23 protein-coding genes are annotated in these 22148 nt (G+C 38.1%); 19 read left to right on the top strand and 4 right to left on the bottom strand.

What is annotated here, in order from left to right; translation table 11 throughout:
* Positions 1 to 102 precede the first annotated feature (102 nt).
* The 3 genes from R9C00_10145 to R9C00_10135 all read left to right on the top strand — a co-directional run bounded on the left by R9C00_10145 (position 103) and on the right by R9C00_10135 (position 3124).
* On the top strand, positions 103 to 612 hold the full coding sequence (locus R9C00_10145) for a lactoylglutathione lyase family protein (protein ID WPO37813.1): 510 nt from the start codon (positions 103 to 105) through the stop codon (positions 610 to 612).
* Between the two features lie 200 nt (positions 613 to 812).
* Positions 813 to 2747, top strand: a complete 1935-nt coding sequence (locus R9C00_10140) for an acyl-CoA synthetase (protein ID WPO37812.1) — start codon at positions 813 to 815, stop codon at positions 2745 to 2747.
* A gap of 71 nt (positions 2748 to 2818) precedes the next feature.
* Positions 2819 to 3124, top strand: a complete 306-nt coding sequence (locus R9C00_10135; GenBank protein WPO37811.1) for a hypothetical protein — start codon at positions 2819 to 2821, stop codon at positions 3122 to 3124.
* Positions 3125 to 3140: 16 nt separating this feature from the next.
* Here R9C00_10135 and R9C00_10130 read toward each other — a convergent pair whose 3' ends face one another.
* The 3 genes from R9C00_10130 to R9C00_10120 form a co-directional block, all read right to left on the bottom strand.
* Entirely contained in the window at positions 3141 to 5831 is a 2691-nt protein-coding gene (locus tag R9C00_10130) for an FtsX-like permease family protein (protein ID WPO37810.1), read from the bottom strand.
* 51 nt (positions 5832 to 5882) lie between these two features.
* A complete protein-coding gene (locus R9C00_10125) occupies positions 5883 to 6218 on the bottom strand; it encodes a helix-turn-helix transcriptional regulator (GenBank protein WPO37809.1) in 336 nt (111 codons plus the stop codon).
* A 629-nt stretch (positions 6219 to 6847) separates the two neighbouring features.
* Positions 6848 to 7075 carry a hypothetical protein gene (locus R9C00_10120; protein ID WPO37808.1) on the bottom strand — a complete coding sequence of 76 codons (228 nt, stop codon included), beginning with the start codon at positions 7073 to 7075 and terminating at the stop codon, positions 6848 to 6850.
* 226 nt (positions 7076 to 7301) lie between these two features.
* Between R9C00_10120 and R9C00_10115 the strand changes: the two genes are divergently transcribed.
* Positions 7302 to 8009, top strand: a complete 708-nt coding sequence (locus R9C00_10115) for a hypothetical protein (protein ID WPO37807.1) — start codon at positions 7302 to 7304, stop codon at positions 8007 to 8009.
* Between the two features lie 45 nt (positions 8010 to 8054).
* Here R9C00_10115 and R9C00_10110 read toward each other — a convergent pair whose 3' ends face one another.
* Entirely contained in the window at positions 8055 to 8432 is a 378-nt protein-coding gene (locus tag R9C00_10110) for a hypothetical protein (GenBank protein ID WPO37806.1), read from the bottom strand.
* Between the two features lie 39 nt (positions 8433 to 8471).
* Here R9C00_10110 and R9C00_10105 point away from each other — a divergent pair, with 39 nt between their 5' ends.
* The 15 genes from R9C00_10105 to R9C00_10035 all read left to right on the top strand — a co-directional run bounded on the left by R9C00_10105 (position 8472) and on the right by R9C00_10035 (position 21865).
* A complete protein-coding gene (locus R9C00_10105; GenBank protein WPO37805.1) occupies positions 8472 to 9272 on the top strand; it encodes a phage integrase N-terminal SAM-like domain-containing protein in 801 nt (266 codons plus the stop codon).
* A complete protein-coding gene (locus R9C00_10100) occupies positions 9242 to 9460 on the top strand; it encodes a tyrosine-type recombinase/integrase (GenBank protein ID WPO37804.1) in 219 nt (72 codons plus the stop codon). The genes R9C00_10105 and R9C00_10100 overlap by 31 nt, the downstream gene beginning before the upstream one ends.
* Positions 9461 to 9549: 89 nt before the next feature.
* On the top strand, positions 9550 to 9966 hold the full coding sequence (locus R9C00_10095; protein ID WPO37803.1) for an SMI1/KNR4 family protein: 417 nt from the start codon (positions 9550 to 9552) through the stop codon (positions 9964 to 9966).
* A 318-nt stretch (positions 9967 to 10284) separates the two neighbouring features.
* Complete coding sequence (locus R9C00_10090) at positions 10285 to 10650, top strand: hypothetical protein (protein WPO37802.1); 366 nt, start codon at positions 10285 to 10287, stop codon at positions 10648 to 10650.
* A 105-nt stretch (positions 10651 to 10755) separates the two neighbouring features.
* Positions 10756 to 11646, top strand: a complete 891-nt coding sequence (locus R9C00_10085; protein ID WPO37801.1) for an energy transducer TonB — start codon at positions 10756 to 10758, stop codon at positions 11644 to 11646.
* Positions 11647 to 12478: 832 nt separating this feature from the next.
* The gene (locus R9C00_10080) at positions 12479 to 13198 is read left to right on the top strand and encodes a matrixin family metalloprotease (protein WPO37800.1); all 720 of its coding nucleotides are present in this window, start codon (positions 12479 to 12481) and stop codon (positions 13196 to 13198) included.
* Between the two features lie 217 nt (positions 13199 to 13415).
* Positions 13416 to 14441, top strand: a complete 1026-nt coding sequence (locus R9C00_10075; GenBank protein ID WPO37799.1) for an aldehyde reductase — start codon at positions 13416 to 13418, stop codon at positions 14439 to 14441.
* The gene (locus R9C00_10070; protein ID WPO37798.1) at positions 14438 to 15340 is read left to right on the top strand and encodes a helix-turn-helix transcriptional regulator; all 903 of its coding nucleotides are present in this window, start codon (positions 14438 to 14440) and stop codon (positions 15338 to 15340) included. The genes R9C00_10075 and R9C00_10070 overlap by 4 nt, the downstream gene beginning before the upstream one ends.
* A 232-nt stretch (positions 15341 to 15572) precedes the next feature.
* Positions 15573 to 16085 carry a MepB family protein gene (locus tag R9C00_10065; protein ID WPO37797.1) on the top strand — a complete coding sequence of 171 codons (513 nt, stop codon included), beginning with the start codon at positions 15573 to 15575 and terminating at the stop codon, positions 16083 to 16085.
* A 752-nt stretch (positions 16086 to 16837) separates the two neighbouring features.
* On the top strand, positions 16838 to 17497 hold the full coding sequence (locus R9C00_10060; GenBank protein WPO37796.1) for a hypothetical protein: 660 nt from the start codon (positions 16838 to 16840) through the stop codon (positions 17495 to 17497).
* Between the two features lie 254 nt (positions 17498 to 17751).
* The gene (locus R9C00_10055) at positions 17752 to 18327 is read left to right on the top strand and encodes a Crp/Fnr family transcriptional regulator (GenBank protein ID WPO37795.1); all 576 of its coding nucleotides are present in this window, start codon (positions 17752 to 17754) and stop codon (positions 18325 to 18327) included.
* A 74-nt stretch (positions 18328 to 18401) separates the two neighbouring features.
* The gene (locus tag R9C00_10050; GenBank protein WPO37794.1) at positions 18402 to 18905 is read left to right on the top strand and encodes a RidA family protein; all 504 of its coding nucleotides are present in this window, start codon (positions 18402 to 18404) and stop codon (positions 18903 to 18905) included.
* A 7-nt stretch (positions 18906 to 18912) separates the two neighbouring features.
* Entirely contained in the window at positions 18913 to 19722 is an 810-nt protein-coding gene (locus R9C00_10045; protein ID WPO37793.1) for a type 1 glutamine amidotransferase domain-containing protein, read from the top strand.
* A 312-nt stretch (positions 19723 to 20034) separates the two neighbouring features.
* A complete protein-coding gene (locus tag R9C00_10040) occupies positions 20035 to 20925 on the top strand; it encodes an NAD(P)H-binding protein (GenBank protein ID WPO37792.1) in 891 nt (296 codons plus the stop codon).
* 19 nt (positions 20926 to 20944) lie between these two features.
* On the top strand, positions 20945 to 21865 hold the full coding sequence (locus R9C00_10035) for a helix-turn-helix domain-containing protein (GenBank protein WPO37791.1): 921 nt from the start codon (positions 20945 to 20947) through the stop codon (positions 21863 to 21865).
* The last annotated feature ends 283 nt before the right edge of the window (positions 21866 to 22148 follow it).

Here is a 22148-nt window from a genome sequence, read left to right as displayed (position 1 = left end):
TGGAATTAAGCTAATTACAAAGAAAGTAATATAAAGCAAGGCATTTAATATAAGAAAACAACTTAAACAAGATCTATTTATCTAACCAACTTATTAAAAAACATGATAGACAACCAATATCCCAAATCGTTTTCGCACATAGGAATTACTGTTCCGGACATCCATAAAGCGGTTGAGTTTTACCAAGAAGTAATGGGCTGGTATGTGATAATGACTCCGTCTACGGTCAAAAAAGAGCAAGAAACAGCCATAGGCCAAATGTGTATTGATGTATTTGGAGAAGACTGGGAAACCTTCGAAATTGCCCATATGTCAACTTCAGATGGAATAGGAATTGAACTATTTTCTTTCCCTCATGGGGTAAAAGAAGCTCCTGCATTCAGCCCTTTCAACACTGGTTTGTTTCACTTTTGTGTCCAAGACCCCGACATAGAAAACCTAACAAAGAAAATAGTTGAATATGGCGGGAAACAGCGCATGCCCATACGGGAGTATTACCCAAATGAAAAGCCCTACAAAATGGTTTATGTGGAAGATCCGTTCGGAATCGTATTCGAGATCTACACCCACAGTTATGAACTCACCTATTCCTCTGGAGCTTATCAAAAGTAAAATTATAAAGAACCCAACAGCTACATCGCTGCTGTTGGGTTCTTGCTTTTTCTGCTGCTTTACATCTAATGCATCTACTTGACCTCCCTACTGGTCCATCTCTTCAACTATTGCTTCAATCCCCACAAGGATTATTCCCCAGTTTAGCGTAAAATTGCAAGCCAATTGATTTTTTCAACTTACCCAACCATAAATCGACCATGAAAAGAGGCATCGCTACCTACGCTGATATTCTTGAAATAGAAAAAGCTCCCCTTGAAGATTACCACCTACCGCAAAACACGTACGAGCTGCTCCGACAAGGAGTCGATAGAAACCCTCAGAAGGCTGCCCTAAAGTTCTTTTTGCAAGGAACTGATCATGAAAAGCATGAAAGCTATACCTATGCAGCGTTTTTGGAAGCGGTTCACCAAACGGCAAACATGTTTTGGGACTTGGGTATACAAAACGATGGCGTGGTCTCGTATATCTTGCCCAACCTTCCCGAAACCTTTTTTACCTACTTTGGCGGAGAGGCTGCGGGCATCGTCGGGGCAATAAACCCGCTACTAGAGCCTCAACAGATTGCCGACATCCTCAATGCCTCGGAAACAAAAGTGCTGGTCACACTCGCCCCTTTCCCCAAAACCGACCTTTGGCAGAAAGTGGATAGCATCCGCAAGCAAGTCCCTTCACTCAAAACTATCCTTACCATCGACTTGGGTACGCACCTCAGCGGAATAAAAAAGCTGATAGTGAAGCTGGTTACAAGTACCAAAAGCATCCAAAAGGTAGCAGGGCAAAAGGTATTAGACTTCCACAAAACACTCAAGAAATACCCAAAGCATAAGCTAGATTTCGATAGAGAAATCACTCCCGACACCATCGCTTCGTATTTCCACACGGGTGGCACAACGGGCTTGCCTAAAATAGCCCAGCACACGCACTACAACGAGGTGTTCAACGCTTGGTCAATTTTCCGAAACTTGGAGCGGGACGAAAACTGGGTATTTTTCTGCGGCTTGCCCCTTTTCCACGTAAACGGCATCACCGTCACGGGCTTAGGTCCATTTATGGAGGGAGTCACCGTGGTGCTGGGAACACCACAAGGCTACCGGGGCGAAGGCGTGCTCCCCAACTTCTGGAAGATAGTCGAGACCTATAAGATCACCTTTTTCAGCGGAGTGCCAACAGTGTACCAATACCTCCTGAGCCTTCCCCTCAACGGAGAAAACATCAGCTCTTTGCAGTTTGCCATTTGTGGTGCTGCACCCATGCCCAAAAATGTATTTAACGAGTTTCAAGAGAAATCGGGGGTGAAAATAATAGAAGGTTATGGGCTTACCGAAGGGAACTGCGCCAGTGCTATCAATCCTCCTTCAGGTCTTAAAAAAGTAGGTTCGGTTGGTTTCCGTATTCCTTTCCAGCAAATGGATGTGATGATGTTGGATGAAAACGGAGCATTTGAACGTAGAGCCGAGCCAGATGAAACGGGCGTGATTGCCCTGAAAGGTGGAAATGTATTCCCAGGCTACAAAGACGAACAACACAACCAAGGAATTTGGATAGAAGTAGAAGGCGAAAACTGGCTCAATACGGGCGATTTGGGGTATAAAGACACGGAAAACTACTTTTGGCTTACGGGAAGGAAAAAAGAGCTGATCATAAGAGGTGGGCACAACATCGACCCGAAAATCATTGAAGACCCTTTGCATTTGCATCCGTCCATAGCCTTTGCCGCAGCCATTGGCAAGCCCGATGTAAAAGTCGGCGAGCTTCCCGTAGCCTATGTGCAGCTCAAAGAAGGGGAACAAGCAACTGAAGAAGAACTGATGGAATATGCCACCAAACATATTACCGAGCGTGCGGCCATCCCCAAGAAAATCTATCTGATTAACGAAATGCCCCTCACGGCAATTGGAAAAATATTCAAACCTGCCTTGCTCAGTTTGGAAATAAAAGCTGTGATAGAGATGGAACTGGTGAACCTAGGCATTCGAGAACTGGCAGAAGTAAACGTAGGCAGGCACAAAACCAAGGGGCAAATGGCACATATCTCCATTGTATCGTCAACTCATATTACCAAGGAAGTTGAAGCAAAAATCAGCGAACGCTTGGGGAATTACTCTTTTGCTTATGACGTTGTATTTAGCTAAACAAAGTAACGAACAAAAGAAACATTTTATCGCCCAACTCTGAATATGACAGAAGGGAAGAATTAAACACATTGCTCAACAGGCAACTTTCAGAAGAAGAATGTCAGGTTTTAAGAAATTGCCCAACGCAAGACTTCGAATCTATTGCCCTTATTGGCTGTATATTGAAAGACGACACATTGGTGAACCATGCACGGCGAATTATTGCTACACGGAACAAATCAAATACGAGCCTAGCTAACTTAGCCAAACAATTGCTTTCCCCTTACGATGAAGAAGAACTCATAGAAAAAATCTCCTATGAGTTTATCACGAATACTGATGCCTTGAATAAAATAGATGACAATATTTATTATACCTTGTTTTCGGTACTTTAAATTCCTGACCAAGAAACTACTCACTCCTAAGTGTATCTACCGGGTTTTTATTGGCAGCTTTGAGTGACTGAAAACCAACAGAAAGTAGCGTTAGTATCATCATGAACAGCCCAGTTGCCAAGATGTACAAAGGCGACATAGAAATGTGGTAGGCAAATGTGTTCAACCAATTCCCCATGCCGTACCAAGCCAATGGGGCAGAAATGAGTAGGGCAATCAATATCAACACAAAAAACTCCTTGCTGAGCATATAGGTTATAGACCAAACACTTGCCCCGTGTACTTTGCGTATGCCAATTTCCTTTTGCTTTTGTCTTGTAGAGAAAGAGACTAGAGCAATCAGGCCCAAGCAGGCAATGGCTACAGATATGCTCGCCGAAACTGTGAAGATCAGGCTTCTCCGTTCATCACTTTCATAAAACAACGCAAGCTGCTCATCTAAAAAGTGAAACTCGAATATATGCTGCGGGTCTACACTTTGCAGCACTTCTTCTATGGAGTCGAGCGTTCGGGCAATATTGCTTCCATTTATCTGCATGGTAAAATAATCAATAGAATGGATGGGGTTGTTTCTATAGGCAAGCACAAGCGGAGCAATGTCTTCGTGAAGCGATCGATAGTGGAAATCTTTGACAATCCCTACAACCGTTACTTCTAGCGGTTCATCAAACTGGTCGATATTTCCTCCGAAATTGCTATAGTGCATTTTTACCAATTGCCCCTCCGCATTGCTAATTCCTAGCAACTTAGCAGCTATTTCATTGATGAGCACACGGGTAGAATCATTCGTATTCCCCTCGAAGTTCATTCCACTTTGCAGCTTCACATCGAACGTAGAAACAAAATCCTCATCTACTCCCAAAAAAAACATTTCGTTTCCTTGTTCCTTTGTTTGCACCTCATTCGTAAGCAACGTTTTTGGAATCCTTTTCCATTCCCCCGGTACCCTTGAACTTACCGATACACTTTTCACCCCAGGAATTTTAGCATATTCATTTTTCAAGGTTTGAAAATCCCTTCGCACTACCCCGCTATTGATATCTGCCACCAGCATCAATTCTTTGTTAAACCCAAGATCTTTCTTGTCGATGTACTGCATCTGAAGGTAGGTCACCAACGTAGCGACCGACAAGATAATGGATACCACAAACTGAAAAGTGACCAGCACCCTTCTTAGTCCCATGTTGGCATTGACTTTATTCCCAGCAGACTTCAGCACCGTAGCAGCCTGAAACCTAGAGAGGAACACAGCAGGATACAACCCCGAAATAATCCCCATGACTAGGGTGAGCAGAAAAAGGGAGGGAATCACCCAAATATGCTCTATTGGATTGATGCTGATTTCTTTGCCTGTAAAGTAATTGAAATAGGGCAACACAAGGTTAACAATCCCTGATGCAACAAAAACACAAATGCTGGTCATTAAAATTGACTCTACTAAAAACTGGATGACAATGCTCGACCGAAATGCCCCGGCAACTTTTCTGATCCCGATCTCCTTGCTCCTTGCCATCGACCTTGCCGTGGCGAGGTTCATATAATTAAAAGCAGCAATCAACAAAATGAGTACCCCAGCCACTTGCATGATGTACATGTAATTGATATCGTTCGGGTTAAAGCTATAATCGTTTTCGTAATGTGCCGAACCAAAATGGATATCATCGAGCGGTTGCAGGTGATACGATCTTTTTAAAGAAGATGCTTCCCTATTCGCTTGAGCCAAGCTATTCAAGCCTTCTTCCACATGGGTTGAATTTGCATTTCTATTGAGCAATACGTAGCTAGCAAAGTAATTAGAAGTCCAATCGACAGGGGCAAACTCCTTAAAAAACCGTTCTTCTTCTAGGGTTGCAAAGGAAATCAGAGAATTCAGCTGCAAATGCGAGTTCTTCGGAAAGTTTTCCATTACTCCTGTTACCTTGTAAGGATGCTTGGTCCGGTCGGAATGCACTGTTTTCCCCACCACATCGGTACTGCCAAAAAGCTGAATAGCTGTTTTTTCATCCAATACAATCGCCTGAGGTTTCTTCAGTAGGTTTTGCCTATCTCCACTGAGCAACTTAAAATCAAAGATCTCAAAAAAGGCAGGTGTGGTATAATTGAGCTCTAGGTAAGTACTGTACTGATTGTCTGGATTAGAAGCCAATGTCCTTCCATTATTGAACAAGGTAATGCCTCTTTGAACTTCGGGAAATTCGGTAAGCAACCGTTGTGAGGCTTGAAAAGCTACAGATGGCTGATGCTTTTCCCCCTTTTCATTTACCAACGTTTCCGTTACCCTATAAATATACTCATGTTCCAAATGAAGTTTATCGAACGCCAGTTCATCTTTTATGTACAAGCTGATAATCAGAAAACAAGCAATGCCAAAAGACAAGCCAAACACATTGATTATAGAATACGATTTATGCTTCAACAAGCTTCTATAAGCTATTTTGAAGTAATTGAGCAGCATAGCCATAGTGATAAATGTTTTGTTTTGAGGTTTTCTAATTTGATACAATCGGAAGGAAAGAAAGACAGTTTTTATGTAAATACGCTGAGCTTTTCGCAGCCCTTTTTCTTCTGCATTGTCTAAAAACTCTTCGTACAGATCACCTTCTACCGACTCAAGGTAAGCATCGGAGCAAAACCACTGCAAAAACCGTTGGGCGAACTTTGGTGGATGTATATCTTTAGGATCTTCCATAGATTTATAGTAGTACATTGAACTGTTATGTTATTCTGGTTGCGGACCGTCAGTAACTAGTAACAAGACTTACTCCCCTCCTTGTAATGCTATCTTGGGAATAGATACCCACAATGATTCCCTTAGGTTTTTTGCTTCTTCCAGTGCCTTAACTCCAAGTTTCGTCACGGCAAAGTACTTCTTTCGCTTCCCTCCTCTCTTGGCAGTAGCTTCACCTAATCGGGAACTCAGAAACCCCTTTTCATCGAGACGGTTCAACGTAGCGTGGATAGCACTCAAATTGACTTTCCTCCCTGTTCTTTCCTCCACTTCCTTCTTTATAGAAGGACCATATGCTTCATCGTACAATACCCCTACCGTGAGTAAAACAATTTCTTCAAATTCTCCTAAATATGTTCCTTTCATTGTATCCGATTGTTATATTATCCATAAATGTAGACAAAATAAAAAAGAGGCAATTGATTAATTCCATAAATGCAGATAAAATAAGGATAAGTGGTAAGATTTGAAAATTCTGGTGAGCTTCATCACTAACCAACGACATTATTTTAAATGATGTCGTCGGTTTTTTAGAAAACGGTTCTTCAAAGCCCCCAACACTTTCCATAGAGTTTTTCCCTCTATGGAGTAACCCAAACAGTCAATCTCCCGATTGAAGCCTTGGAAAGTAGCAGAGCCACATCTCGCTCACAGGGTTTCGCAAATCAGGAGATTTGCCCAATAAAAACTTCTGAGAGGACACGATTGTATCTCTTAGAAGAACTTAGTGTATCACCTATCCTATTCCTTATGCTCTAAGCTTTGCTTCCCCCCTACTCTCCTATCTCCAAAAGATGATTTCTTTACATAAATAACGAAACCCTACATAGATCCCGTATTTCCCTTACCAAACAACCTTCTCTAAATATAGGGCAACCTCCAACGTTTATTGGGTAACCCGCAGGGTTTATTGCATGATCCGATGGCGGTGGAAGACCACCTGCTAACTTTATTGACAAAACCGCTAACTTTCTTTACCAACCTGCAAGTTTTTCTTACATCAGAAAAAAAATTATGAGACCACCCGCACCAATTATAGCATCACCCGCACTCCTCATGTAATACCCCGTACCTTTTGCGACGTCACCCGCACTATTTATGCCATCACCCGCTAATTTTATAAACAATTGCCCAGTAGTTGCGCTCATAACCCTACTATTTGGAGCATAGCCCGCCACTTTAATAAGCCCAACATCAGTAAAACAGCCTTCTCTATCCAACACTAAACAAACAACTTGTACTATATTTTGTATTTTTGAATAATTTGATAGATAAAGCCCTCATTATCAACTTTCTTTTTCAATAATTTCTTACACCATCCCTCCAATTTCACTCCAAATGCAGGTTATGTTAAAGGTACGTTTTCACGTTATTTTGTAAACAATAAAAAATCTGCAAGTCGTTATTTGTATATTCAAAAAACCATAACCAACACTAAACCATTATTTTATGATTAATTCAAATGAAAAGAATGCCGATGCACAACCAAAGAAAGTATCTACCACATGGAGAAACACATTGGCAAAAGAGTTGAAAGACTTGGTAAATGTAGCAGAAAGCCCAACCAATATGGCAAGGGCCAAGGAAGCAGGCTACACCAAAGGAGAGCTGGAAACCATGATCAGCTTGGCAAAGCAAGTAATGGCCATGGATATTGCTTGGGAACAAAAGCAAGCCCAAAAAGCAGAGCATTATGGCATATTCCACCAGTCGCTGGAAAACCTGTACAAGCAGTACATGGTCCACCTAGAAAAAGCAAGAAGGATATTTGACCCTGTTGTAGACAAAGGGATTAGCAAACTATTAAAATTAAAGGGAGACCGCCCCGATGGAATTGATGAAAAGCTTGATTACATCTATAAGTTTTATCAGTTTGCCACTAGCGAAAAAGAAATTAGCGACCGGTTGAAAAAACGGAACATCCAACCCGAGCTGGTACAACAGATGCTCGCCCTCACCGAAGAAGTACGTGACAATCATATTATCGCTCAGCGCAAAGAAGACGAAGGAAAAGAACATACCCAAGCTCGTAACGAGCAAAAAGGCGAATTTCACAAATGGTTGCGAACATTTAAAGCGATTTACAAGGCTACCCCTGCACCAAAGGTTACCACCCTAGCGGGTACTACCACCAAAACAGCAAAGGAGAAGGTTTAATCCTTTCTTTCACCGATGGCCTCGCTGCGCAGCGAGGCCATCGATTTATTTTTCCATATATTCCTGCCACTGGACCAGCACATATTTTTCAGTGTTCTCCTTTTTTGTGGGCATGAACCCATATTCGTAGCAAAAGAAATAGATGTTCCCGTTTTTGGCTTTCCAGTAGTGGGTGAAGAAATTGGGGTCAAAGCCAAGATCAAGCAATGTCTGCTTTCTGAGAGTAGTCTTGCCCGCCTTGTTGTGTTCCTTTAGCAACCTTCTATTTATCTTGAGCTGCTGGTCTATCCGCTGGAAAAGACTTCCTCCTTTGGTTTTTCCTTTTTCGTAGTGGTAATGGGACTTACACTGGTTGTCGCAGAATTTTTTCCCTGCCCTCCCCGAGAGTTCCTTGCCACAAAATAGGCATTCGCCTGATGTCATAAGCGTAGCCTAGGCAAATTTATTTATCGATGGCCTCGCTTGGAGCGAGGCCATCGTTTTACAATATTCGACACCTTCAAGGGAGTAGCTTGGATAGACGGTGGGGACGTGTTCCGAACATTCAAAAGAAATGGCACTGATAAAAAACAGGGTAAACCTGATGAAAAAGTCAAGCCCCGCACTTATCCCCTTACCTTGGAGTGCCCAAAAGAATATACCGATACATTGACCAGAAGGCGTTATAGCCCAAACACAATCAAGTCTTATGTCCCTCTTTTTACCGAGTTTATCAATTTCTATCCTAACAAAAATTTCAAGGAGATAGAAGAAGAGGACATACAAGCATATATGCTTTACCTCGCAAAAGAAAGGAAGGTATCTGTTTCTTATCAGAACCAAGCGGTCAATGCCATAAAGTTTTATTATGAGCAAGTATTGGGTAGGAAAAGGGAGTTTTACGACCTCGAACGCCCCCAAAAGGACTTTGTGCTGCCCAAGGTACTTGGAGAACAAGAGGTAGCAAAAATGATAGAAGTAACCAAGAACCTGAAGCACCGTGCAATAATGAGCCTTCTTTACGCAGGGGGGCTGCGGAGGTCAGAGGCACTCAACCTCCAAATGCAAGATATCCATTCGGATAGGGGGCTTATACTGATAAGAGGCGGGAAAGGCAATAAAGACCGCACAACCTTGCTCTCCCCAAAACTCTTGGTCTTGTTGCGAAAGTATTACCTTCAATACAAACCGAAAAAATGGCTGTTTGAGGGAGAAAAAGGAGGGCAATATACAGGTTCCAGCATCCAGAAAAAGTGGATAGGGCCGCAAAGAAAGCAGGGATAGCCCAAAAAGTAACCCCCCACATGCTCAGGCACAGCTTTGCCACCCATTTGCTGGAACGGGGGACTGACCTGCGGTATATCCAAGCACTTTTGGGGCACAGCTCTTCAAAGACTACCGAAATATATACACATATTAGCAAAAAGGCTATCGAAAACATTGTTAGCCTCTTGGACAATTTAAATTTGTAGGCTAATTTGCGGTAGTACCAAAAGAGAAATAAAAGGAATTGTCCTTTTATACAAATGTTGTAGGGCATTCGCAAAACAAAGAATAAGGAATGAAATTGGAAGACATCAGAATAATTGAACAAGAATTGGGAATTACTCTTCCAAAACATTACGTGAAATATATTACCAACTTTCCAATAACACTAAAGGAGCTTAAGACACAAATTGGAGAACTATTGTTTTTGTATGATAATCCTGAACAGTTGATCTCAACAAATCGATTTTTAGGATTTCATGGCTCTGATAAATTCATAAAAGATAAACTGTGTATAGGAGAAAATGGAGGAGGTGACTATTATTTAATTGATCTATGTAATCCATTTGATCAAAAAGTGTATTTCTTTGATCATGAAGAATCTGTTGAAAAGTACTACAATCAAGAGGAAAATACTTGGGAGTGGAATAAATTAGAATCTTGTGATAATTTGAAAGAACATGAAAATGAGATCCTCGAATTATTTAATTAAATAGAAAAAACGCCCTACAACATCGGCTATAGGTGCATTGTCCACGCTATGCTACGGTCGACTCGACCTTGGCCAGCACACACGCACTATAGCCTAGGCGTTAGCCATAATAATTGATGAAGTATGAAGTTTTTTATAGCTATAACTTTCCTAATGATTATTTCTTGTAGTGACAATGGAGAAATTATTCATGAAGTAGATTTTTATTGTTATGAGAATTATCCGTCAAAAGGATTGACTAACTTTCATCATAAGTCTCATTGTAATTACATTATTCAAAGTCAAGACTCATGTATTCGATTAAAATTAAATTCTAGCATGAAGAAAGGTGTCCATTCAGAGGAAGATAGCTTTCATAATATGGATTTCTTTGAATTTAATTTGTACGACTCCTCCTCAACAATGAGAGAAAAGGATGAAAACTTATTTCTCATGAAACAAATAGAAGTGGCAGTCGATGAAAAGGAATACATAATTGATTGCTATAAAAGTAGAGTAGCTAGTCTTGACGGTGCAACAACTCTATATTTTAATAACGAATTAGGTTGTTTAGCTTTTTATCTTGATTCATGGTTTACGTTATACCTAAATCAAAATAATCACAACAAAAAAATAGATTTAAAACGAAGTGCTGTAATTGAACAGTTGATAAGAGAGGAAGAGTTCTTCTCGAAAATAAATTAAAAGAATATGGCTAACATCGGCTATAGGTGCATATTCGCGGGTTGTGGTAGACACAACCTTAGCCGACACGCACGCACTATAGCCTAGGCGTTAGCATTAAGTCTTATGAAATACAAAATCTATATCATTGTTATACCTGTCCTTATTTTGACCATCGGTAGTTGTTTGGCGCAAGACAATCAGCGACTTATGTACCTTGCTGAACAAGATCAATCAGACAGGAAACAGAATAACCTTGAAGTATCAAAAAATGATAGGACAAGATTAAATGAAGTTAAAAGCATATTTATACTGGGGGGAGTGAATACTTCGAAAGATTTTTTTAATGCTGCCTTAATATTTCAACACGGAGATAATCCCGAAGATTATAAAAAGGCTAATGACTTAGCGCAAAAGGCGGTTGAACTAGACCCAGAAAATAAAGATGCCAGATTTATGATTGCCCAGTCTATGGATAGGTACTTATTGAGTATCAATAAGCCTCAAATATATGGTACTCAACGAAGGGTCTTCGGGGAATTGCAGTATTTACAAAGTATCGACACAAGTGCTGTTACAGATGATGAAAGAAAGGAATTAGGTGCATATACTTTGAATGAACTTCTAAGATTTTTTAACGAAATGCATAAAAAATCAGAAACAAATATTTTGCAGTATGTACCTTCCGATTCTCTTTATAGAGTTTATTATCCAGAAAAGAGAGCAGATTTAATAGGCACCTTTGATGAATTATTATCTAAAATAGAATATCCTGATAGTGCTTTGGAAAATAATATTTCTGGAAAAGTGTTGATCCAGTATACTATAAGTCCTACCGGAGAAACAAAGAATATCATAGTTGTTGAAGGTATTGGCTATGGATGCGATGAAGAAGCTAAAAGGATTATGGAAATCGCAAAATTCAAAAATTACTTGAATCGTGACATAGAACGTAGGACTAGAATACCGTTTGAAATTAAAAATAATGCTAATCGAGTAGGCGGCCGTGAGCCATAAGCCCACGGTGCACCTCACTAGGCGTGCCCCTGGAACGCCAGCCCGGTCACACCACGTACCGGTTCTCGTATACGGCGGTTCGTTAAGCATAGCATAATCGCTCTTTACACCAACTATACCTTTGCCGTAGTTTAAGATAGGGCTAGCATAGCCTCCCTATCGAATTTTGGGCAACTTAACGTTCGGCCCTTCCCTTTCTCGTGAGGCCTCTGCTTCTCTTTAGCAGCTCGTTTCCCAATCAGTACTATGGGCTCTGCCGGCAGGCGTCCCTGTGACTTCTCAACTCCGTTTCCAGAATCCCCTCCCCTACAACCTGGCTCATCGCTAAAATTGTCTAGTAGACAATTTCTTTACGCTCTGCCCTCTCGGTAAGGTGAATATCCCGCTGCCACGGTGGCTTGTATCTATCCCCGCTGGATCTACTATTTCGGCACTGTCCCCAATCGAAATCGGGGCTTTGGACTTCGGCAGCATGTGGTACCTCATCCGGCGGGGACGCCCAGTTCTGATGGCCTCTGTATCCAGTTTCTCACTTCGTGATGTCCTTTCGAACTCCCGTTCTCAGGAATGTCGGTACAGATACCGCAGTCTGGCCGCTTCGGCGGTCCGATTACTTCAGTCCTTGGGTCGCCCCAAGCAACCTTGCCACTTGCTTTGCTTCGGGTAACGACTCCAGCACATACGGGTCGGGGACGCCCAGTCTTTCACCCTTTGGAACACTCAAGTTCATGAGCTATATTCACCATTCAAGGCGCACACATTGTATAAAAATAATTGCTAAATTAGTACCAAAGGTCGTTGCGTTTTTGTTACATTAGTACGAATAAGAAAAATGAAAATATTATCAATGAGAATTTATTTTTTACTCATTACTATATCATTGATTTCATGTGCGAAGGAACAAGAAAATGAAAATCCAACACCCATTAACCTATCAGATGATTATTCTTTTTGTAATTCACAATTAACTGCATGTGTAAACGGAAATGGGGATTACTGTCTATTTGGATTCAAGTGGGGGCAGGATAGTGTATTCTCGCAATCAGGTTATAATTCTCAAGGACCTGCATCAAGCGGAGGAATAATCACTTATAGCTTTCAAGAAGAAAATGGACTTATTAATACGCATCGTCAGATAAATGTACCCAGTAACTCTTTCAATGATATTTTATCATGTGCAAAAATAGAAATCAGACATGCTCTAAATTCTTGGGCTGAGGTTGCAGATATTGAATTTGAAGAACTACCAGATAATAGTGTGGCTGATATTCGTTTTTATACTGCTGACATTGTTCAAAGTGGCATTGGGTATCCTAACTATACTGATGACTTATGTAATAATCTTGCAGGAAATGTAATTATTCAATCAGAATTAGGGATAAACGATTGTAATTCATTTTACATTTTTGCTTTGCATGAGATAGGACATGTTCTAGGACTAGGACATGTAAACACAGAAAATATTATGAATCCAGATTTTTCTGATTTTAACTTCCAAGAGTTACAGACTGGGGATACCTTGGGAATAACTCAAATATATGGAGAGAATTAAAAACGTAAGGTAACACGGTGTATAAGCAATAGCGGTTTAAGTGATAAAACAAAGGTCAGTACAAAACCGAAAGGTTAGTTAGTAGAAATCCGCTACTACTCATACACGAGACCGTTAGCCGCCATTTGAAAACCGTAATCTGTGTTAAACATCAAGTAATGTGTATTGAATTTTGAGTTGTTTGGATTTGAACTTTGTACAAACAAAATTTAAAAAGATGCAAGGAAAAAATATTTTACTAACTGGTGTAACAGGATATCTTGGTTCACATACAACAATCGAACTTCTTAACAGAGGCTATAATGTTATAGGAACTCTTAGAAACAAAAAAAAGAAACATCACATAACTGAAGTCATTTCAAACTATAGTGATAAAACTGAAAATCTATCCTTCTATCAAATTGACCTTTTGGATTCTGTGGATGACTGGAAGAAAGCAATGAAAGGCATTGATGGAATCTTTCATATTGCTTCACCTTTTCCTACCAGTTTACCAAAAAATGAAAATGACCTTATTGCACCTGCAAAAAAGGGTACATTAAACATTCTGCAATCCGCTACAGAATTAGGTATTCCAAAAGTTGTGATGACTTCGTCATCTGGAGCTGTAGTTTATGGTAATAAGAAAAATGGTGCTTTTTCCGAAAAGGATTGGACAAATGTCGAAAACAGAACTGATACTACACCTTATTTCCGAAGTAAAACTATTGCAGAGAAAGAAGCTTGGAATTTTGTAAAAAACACACCGAATGCTCCTGCTCTCGTTACTATTCTTCCTGGTGCGATTCTCGGTCCAATAATCGATAAAAATGATTTCGGCACATCTGCAAACCTTGTCAAAAAAATGATGGACGGAAGTATGCCAGCAATGCCAAAAATTGGCTTTGAGATGGTTGATGTACGTTCTGTTGCTGATGCTCATATTATAGCACTTGAAAATCAAAAGGCAAACGGAAACAGATATTTATGTGCTAATGGTTATTTGGCTTTTAAAGATATCGCAGACATTTTAAGAAATGAATATCCGAAAAAGAAAATCCCTTCAAAAGAGTTACCTGACTTCTTAGTAAAATTGTTCAGTCTTTTCGACAAAGAAACAAAGCCGATATTGAATGATTTAAATTCAAAAAGGCTACTTGAAACTACAAAGATTACAATAGACTTAGGCTGGGAACCTTTACCGCTTAAGCAAGCAGTAAAGGATACTGCAAAAAGCCTAATCGACTTAAACTTCTTTAAATGAAAGGAATAACACACATTAAATCAATACATCAACTGCACCAGATTGTAGGGCTAGAGCCACCCAAACATCCTTTGTTCAGTATTTATCGTCTCGAAGATATTAACCTAATCAATGTACAACTTCCAGAGCGAATGACTTACGACTTTTTTAGTGTTGGTCTGAAGAAAAATTTAGAAGGATTTGTAAAATACGGCAGGGTGAATTATGACTTTCAAGAAGGAGCAATGGGATTTACAGAACCATACCAAGCAATGGAGTTTAGTTCTGACTTATTGAATAAAGCTACAGGCTGGATTCTCTTTTTTCAAAAGGAATTTCTGAATGAATCTGTCTTACAAAACAAAATTGACCAATTCCGTTTTTTCAACTATCAAACGAATGAAGGGTTGCATTTGTCCAAGACAGAAGAAAAATCACTAGAGACTATTTTTAACAATATCAAAACAGAATATGACCAACCCATAGACTCATTTAGTAAACAAGTCGTTATATCCAATTTGGAACTTTTGCTTACTTATTCTAACAGGTACTATAAACGGCAATTCGTAATCAGAAATGAAGTGAATTCGAGTATATTTTCGAAGTTTAAGGATTTACTTAATGCTTATTTCCAAGAAATAGATAACAGAGGATTACCAACCGTTGAGTTATTAGCTTTTCAACTACATATTTCTGCAAATTATTTGAGCGATTATCTGAAAGCTACAACGGGAAAATCAGCTATCGAACATATCCACGGCAAAATAATTGAGAGTGCCAAAAGTGAATTATTAGCATCTGAAAAATCCATAGGAGAAATCGCTTTCCAACTTGGCTTTGAATATCCTCATTACTTTAGCCGACTTTTCAAGAAAAAAACAGGGTTGACACCAACTGAATTCAGAATCAAATCGAACTAAAAACGGTGGCTAATCGAGTAGGCGGCTTCGGTGTTCACGAAAATTCAGTGCTATTTACCAACACCGCCAAATTTTTAATTTGGTGTTTTAAAAAGAGAGAAATTAAAAACAAAATATAAAAATTTGGCTCTGTGTTAATCCGAAAAGTTATTGCCTTTTTGCACGCTACGTTCCATACACAAGTCCGTTGTGTGTAATGAGAAAAATAAAAAAATGACAGCCTGTTGAATAAATGAATAGAATTGAAACGTTGGATAAAAATTTAGCTGAGATTGTGTCGAAAATCTATGACAAATGCTCTTTGAAAATTTACAAATTAAATATAGAATCAGAAGGAAAAGAATATGACGCTTGTCAGTTCGCATTAAACGAGAAGAAAATTATTTGTAGAAGTTCTAAAATAACGCCTAAAAAAAATGGGCAATTTGTTACTTTTTGGAAAAGAAGTGAAGAAGGAATAACGGAACCTTTTTGCGAAACTGACCTAATTGACTTTTTTGTAATTAACACAAAAACTGAAAATCGATTTGGACAATTTGTATTTCCAAAAACTGAATTGATTAACAGAGGAATAATATCAACGAAAATGAAAGACGGAAAACGTGGATTTCGAGTTTATCCAAAATGGGACAAACCTCAAAATAAACAAGCGGAAAAAACGCAAAAATGGCAATTAAATTATTTTTTTGAAATTGAGAAAGAAACTGACTTGAAAAACGTAATTAACCTTTACAAATTAAATTAAAAATAACACTACACGCAACAATATATATATTATACTCCCTATGAGGTCGCACGCCGCATATACGAGACCGTAGCCATAATATGAAAATCAATCTCAAAAATTGGAACTTTGACACACTACCTATAATTTTTATTTGTGAGTTTTTACCTCTATTTTTATACTTTGCATATTGGTTATTTATTAGTGGAATTATTCGTGTTATAAGAATGCAAAAAGTAGATATTGGAAACATACAATCGGAAAAATTACCAATCTAGAAATTTGGTGGAGGAGAAGATTCTGTAAGTTTTAAATTTGTGCTAAAAAAAGCATATTCATATAATGTTGATGACGAAAACTATACATCAAACGCTAGCATCTGATTCATTATATCAAAAAGAATTTAAACCAATGTCTAAGAAGCTGTTTGGGAATTATATTTAAAAATTGTTATCGCTTATTTTGGATGCAGAATAAGGCAAAAGAAGCGATTGGAAGACCTATTACTTGTTTAGAGCATATTTAAATTTTACCTGTTTCGCTACAAACGATCACAGAGCGTCTGTCCAGTTCAACATAAAATTTTTCACTGGTCCGATACTCGGTAGCGCTACTATTTGCGAACTTTCTTCTTTCGTGAGAACCCCAAAGCGGTCCGCCGCCGCGGTGATCATTTATTAAAACCAATATTTGAATAGAGACTATTCCCAACAAAGTATAACAAAAACTCTGGACGGATTCGCCTACGTCCACAAGCTAAAAAAGCAAAACTTATGAAATTCAATTTAAAAAGAAGAAAAAGGATACAACATTTAGTATCTATTTCAATCATCTCTTTTGGTCTCTTATGCGTTTCTTGCAAGGAATCGCCTGACGCTTCAAAAAACACAGAAAGTGAATTAATAATGAAGATTAATGCTGTTCAAGAGCAAGTGATGGCACAAGGAAATATGACAAAAGAAGAGGAACAGGCTATATTAAGTTTATGCAGCATTGTGTCGCATGATGACGGTTTGGCAAATTTCAGTCCTGATAATAGGATGATATTAAAAGATGTAGAAATAGCGCCTGTTTATATGGGCTGTGAGGGTCTTTCCAAAGAAAAAACAAAAGAATGTTTTAATAATAAGGTATCGACATTTATAAAACGAGAGTTTAACTTGAATGTATCTAAAGATTTAAATCTTTCAGAACCAAAACAGGTAGAAGCATTTTTTATAATCGACGAAAACGGAAATTTGACTGGCATGAAAGTCAGAGATTCAGAAGTAACCATTCAAGCAGAAATATTGAGAGTGCTTAGAAAAATGCCTGTGATGAAACCTGCTATTCACAATGGGAAAAATGTTGCTGTATTATGTTCAATTAGAATAAAATATGGAAATGAAATAGACATTGATGTTGTTTACATTCCTGAAAGACCAAGTGATTAAAAGTTGAATCAATTATTAACTAGTAGCTTACAAAAGCCAAGCTTCAATAATGCGTATAATTAACTACTACGCAAGCACTTTAAGTGGAAGATATTTCCCTACAATTCACTATATTGTATAGCGGAAAATGACCCGTGTTCTTTTCCGCAACTAAGATCATGTTTAAATTTTTGCTTCCTGAAAACCAATATTTTAAACATGCTCTAACTATACACAAACACGTTAGCTTGCATTAAAAAAATACGAAATCTAATTTGAAAGACCTTTATAATTTTCTTAATACTATTTCTCTTATTCAAGAAAACACTTGGAATGAAGTAAAAACCCTTTTTACAGAGTGTTCATTAAAAAAAGGCGAGTTTTTTTTAAAAGAAGGTGAAGTAGCTAAAAACTTTGGCTTTCTTCAACAAGGTGTTGTCAGAGCGTTCTATCGCAATAATGAAGGAGTAGAGTATAACAAACATTTCTTCACAAAAAACAATATGATTGGGGGCTATTCTTCATTGGTTACTCAACTCCCAAATAGTATAAATCAACAAGCGTTAACGGACTGTGATTTGCTTATAGGGAACTATAGAAAATTAACTGATTTATTAGACAAGTATCAAGACTTAGAAAGACTGTTAAGAAAAATTGCTGAACGCTATTTTGTTGATAAAGAAAAACGAGAAGTAGAAATCGTGTTGCTAGAAGCAAACAAACGATATGCTATTTTTCAATCGGAATATCCCCAATTAGAACAACTCATACCTCAATACCATATTGCTTCTTACCTTGGTATAACACCCACACAACTAAGTCGAATTAGAGCCAAAAATAGCAAGAGCTAGTTTTCTTTACATATGTAAATGTATACGAATCTGATGTGTATTTCCTTTGTGTCATAATCTAAAACTCTAAAATTATGATAGGAAAAATAATGTCGTTTGCAATATTGTCAATATTGTTTTCATGCACGAGATCAGAAAACTTAAATACTCAAAAAAATAATAGTATGGCTCAAGAAAAAAACAGTTTTATCAATCCAAAAGGATTATTTAATCCTAAACAAAATGGATTTTCGCATATTGTTAAAGTTCCAGAAGGAAAAGAAATGTATTATTTCTCAGGTCAATGGGCTTCAAACGTAGAAGGTAAATTGGTTTCAGAAAATTTTGAAGACCAAGTTAAACAGACTGTTTCTAATGTCAAAACAGCTCTAGAAACAGCCGGCTTATCATTAGATGATGTAGTGAAACAGACTGTTTACATCGTAGATTTTACAATAGAAAAAAAGCAGATTCTTATAGACGTAGCATCTAAAGAGTGGAGAGTAAAAAACTTCCCAGCCAGTACTATTGTTCCTTTGCCCTTACTTGCAACAGCCCCAAATTGTCAAATAGAAATTGAAATTATCGCAGCTAAATAACCTTAAAATGAAAAAACTGATTTTAATTATAATAGTTGCAGCGATTACCAACATATCTCTTTTAGCTCAAAACAAGAAAATTCTTTTTGTTTTGAGTGCCGCAGATACTTTAGAGCTGAATAATGAACAAAAACTGCGACAAACTGGAGTCTTTTTAAATGAATTTTATTTGACATATAAATCTATTTCGGAAAATGGATATACAGTGGAATTTGCCACACCAAATGGTATTGTCGCGACAATTGATGAAGAAAGCATTAACGATAAGTATTGGAAAGAAATATTAGAAATCAAGAATGAGGCAGTAGAATTTATAAAAAAAGATCATTCCTTCAATAATCCAATTACACTTAAAAACGCAATTGAAAATCAAGGTAATTATATAGGTATCATTATTCCAGGTGGACAAGGTTTAATGATAGATCTAATAGAAGACAAAAATATTCCTATTCTTCTAAAACACTTTGCTAAAGAGGACAAGCCAACCGGACTTATTTGCCACGCTCCTAGCCTTATTTTGACAATTCCAGCAGAAGAAAATCCATACATTGGATATAAAGTCAACTCTGTTTCACCTCTTGAAGAATTTGTTATTGAAAAATTTATAATGAAAGGAAAACCTAAAAACAGGAAAATAGCCAAACAACTCAGAAAGTTAGGACTGAAATACAGAAGTGGTTTGCCAAAAGCTAACTTTGCGATAAAGGATAGAAATCTAGTCACTAGCCAGAACCCATTTTCAAGTAGCTCTTTTAACATCCTTTATTTAGAAGCACTAACAGGATATTTAGAAACAAAAAATGAAATGAAAAGATAAAAAACGCTGCATAACAAAATGTATAAAACAATAGCGGTTTAGGTGATACCTGAACCGTTTTTGCATTTAATTTATCTTGCTTTCCGAAAAGGAATTGAGAATTAAGGAACAATCAGTAAGGTTAGAAACTAATTTAGTATAAACCCTGATCTATAATTTTTGCAAACCATGTATCTTAACGAACAGGCCAACCAAGCCAACCATTTATTTTAACTATTTACAAATATTTCATTTTGACTACAACAACAATCGCTTTGGCTACACCTGCTGTTTAATAGCACCGCAACTTTGTAGAAACAAAAAAACAGAAAAATGGAAATTGTAGTAACAGGTTCATTGGGCAATATCAGCAGACCGCTTGCAGCGGGATTAATTGCAAAAGAACATTCGGTAACAGTGGTCAGCAGCAGTCCCGAAAAACAAAAAGAAATTGAAAGTTTAGGAGCAAAAGCAGCCATAGGCACTATGGAAGATGTGACCTTCCTAACAGAAACATTTAAAGGCGCAGATGCGGTGTATTGCATGGAAACGTTTGGCTTCTTCAATCAGGATTTTGATTATCTACAATATGTTGACCAGATTGCCCACAATTACAAAGATGCGATTGAAGCAGCTGCAATAAAAAAAGTAATTCATCTGAGTAGTATTGGTGCTCATACTTCTAAAGGAGTCGGCATCCTTAAATTCCATCATTTAGCAGAAAGTATATTGAACCAACTTCCTGATGATGTAGTCATTAAATTTATTAGACCAGTTGGGTTTTATGTGAATCTATTTGGTCAAATCCCAACGATTAAATCACAAGGTGTTATCGTTTCTAATTTTGGAAGTGAGGCAAAAGAACCTTGGGTTTCACCTTATGACATTGCCGATGTAATTTCAGAAGAATTCGGGCTGCCATTTAATCGGCGGGAAATCCGTTATGTGGCTAGCGATGAAGTTTCAGCTATTGAAATTGCAGAGACATTAGGTAAGGCAATTGAACAATCCGATTTAAAATGGGTAACTGTAACTGATGAACAGTATTTGGATGGTTTACTAAACTTTGGGATGAATAAGCAGGTTGCTGAAGACTATGTGGCTATGCAAGCAGCCCAACGAACAGGAAGTATTTACGAAGATTTCAATAAACACAAACCCACATTTGGAAAAGTAAAATTCTCTGATTTTGCCAACGAGTTTGCAGCTATATACAACCAATAATAAGTATCTTGATCACAGCATGGCAAACAAAAAACCATATAGAATCAAAACAATTAGTGAGTTTCATAGACTCAGAGGTCTACCGGCTTCCGAGCATCCTTTAATCAGTGTCATAGATTACGCTTCGATTAAGCATTCAAATGAAAATAATTCAATGAATTGGATGCTCGATTTTTATTCTATTTCTTTGAAAAAATCATCTCACACCCATTTTAAATATGGACATCAGCAGTGCGATTTTGATGAAGGTTCACTGTTTTTTATGGCGCCAAACCAAGTGTTTCGTGTGGAGGTTGATAAAAACCATAAACCAGAAAACTCAGGGTGGGTATTGCTTATTCACCCTGAGTTTATATGGGGGACAACATTGGCTAAAACCATCAAACAATACGACTTTTTTGATTATGCCATCAACGAGGCATTGTTTCTCTCACCTAAGGAAGAATTTACCATCAACAGTATTGTTCAAAATATTCAGCACGAGTACCAAACAAATGTCGATAAGTTCAGCAAACAAATCATTAGTACACATATTGAAAATTTGCTCAGTTATTCAGAACGGTTTTACAATCGCCAATTCATCACAAGGGAAAAGACCAACCATCAAATTTTAGCACGTTTGGAGAAACTATTGACAGATTACTTTAATGGCGATGACTTGCTAATGAAAGGCTTACCTTCTGTTCAATATGTTTCTGAGGAATTGAATGTGTCACAAAGTTATTTAGGACGTCTACTTAGGATGCTAACGGGACGAAATACGCAGCAGCACATACACGAAAAACTGATTGAAAAGGCCAAAGAAAAATTATCCACAACCAACCTTACGGTAAGTGAAGTTGCCTACGAATTAGGGTTTGAACATTCACAATCGTTTAGCAAACTTTTTAAGACAAAAACCAATTTATCACCTTTGGAATTCAGGCAATCGTTTAACTAAAACAAGCCCAGCTACCTAACGAGTAAAAGGCTTCACAGCTAGATACGCCTCTTATCACTTCGTCGAGTTTGCGGATTCGTTCTTCGTAGCATTTTTTCCTCTACGAAGTAAGCTAAAACAGTCAACCTCCCGATTGACGCCTTGAAGGCGACGGGAACACATCTTACTCACAGGGTTTCCTAAATCGGAAGATTCGCCCGACAACAACTTCTGAGAGAGCTCTCCGAAGAATCTGTCCCTCGAAATGCATATTCCCACATTTTTCACCTTATTCTCCACAGTT

This window comes from Flammeovirgaceae bacterium SG7u.111 (genome assembly GCA_034044135.1).
GTDB lineage: Bacteria > Bacteroidota > Bacteroidia > Cytophagales > Flammeovirgaceae.
The sequence above is the reverse complement of the archived record's forward strand: the minus strand, read 5'-3'. Positions and strand labels throughout refer to the sequence as shown.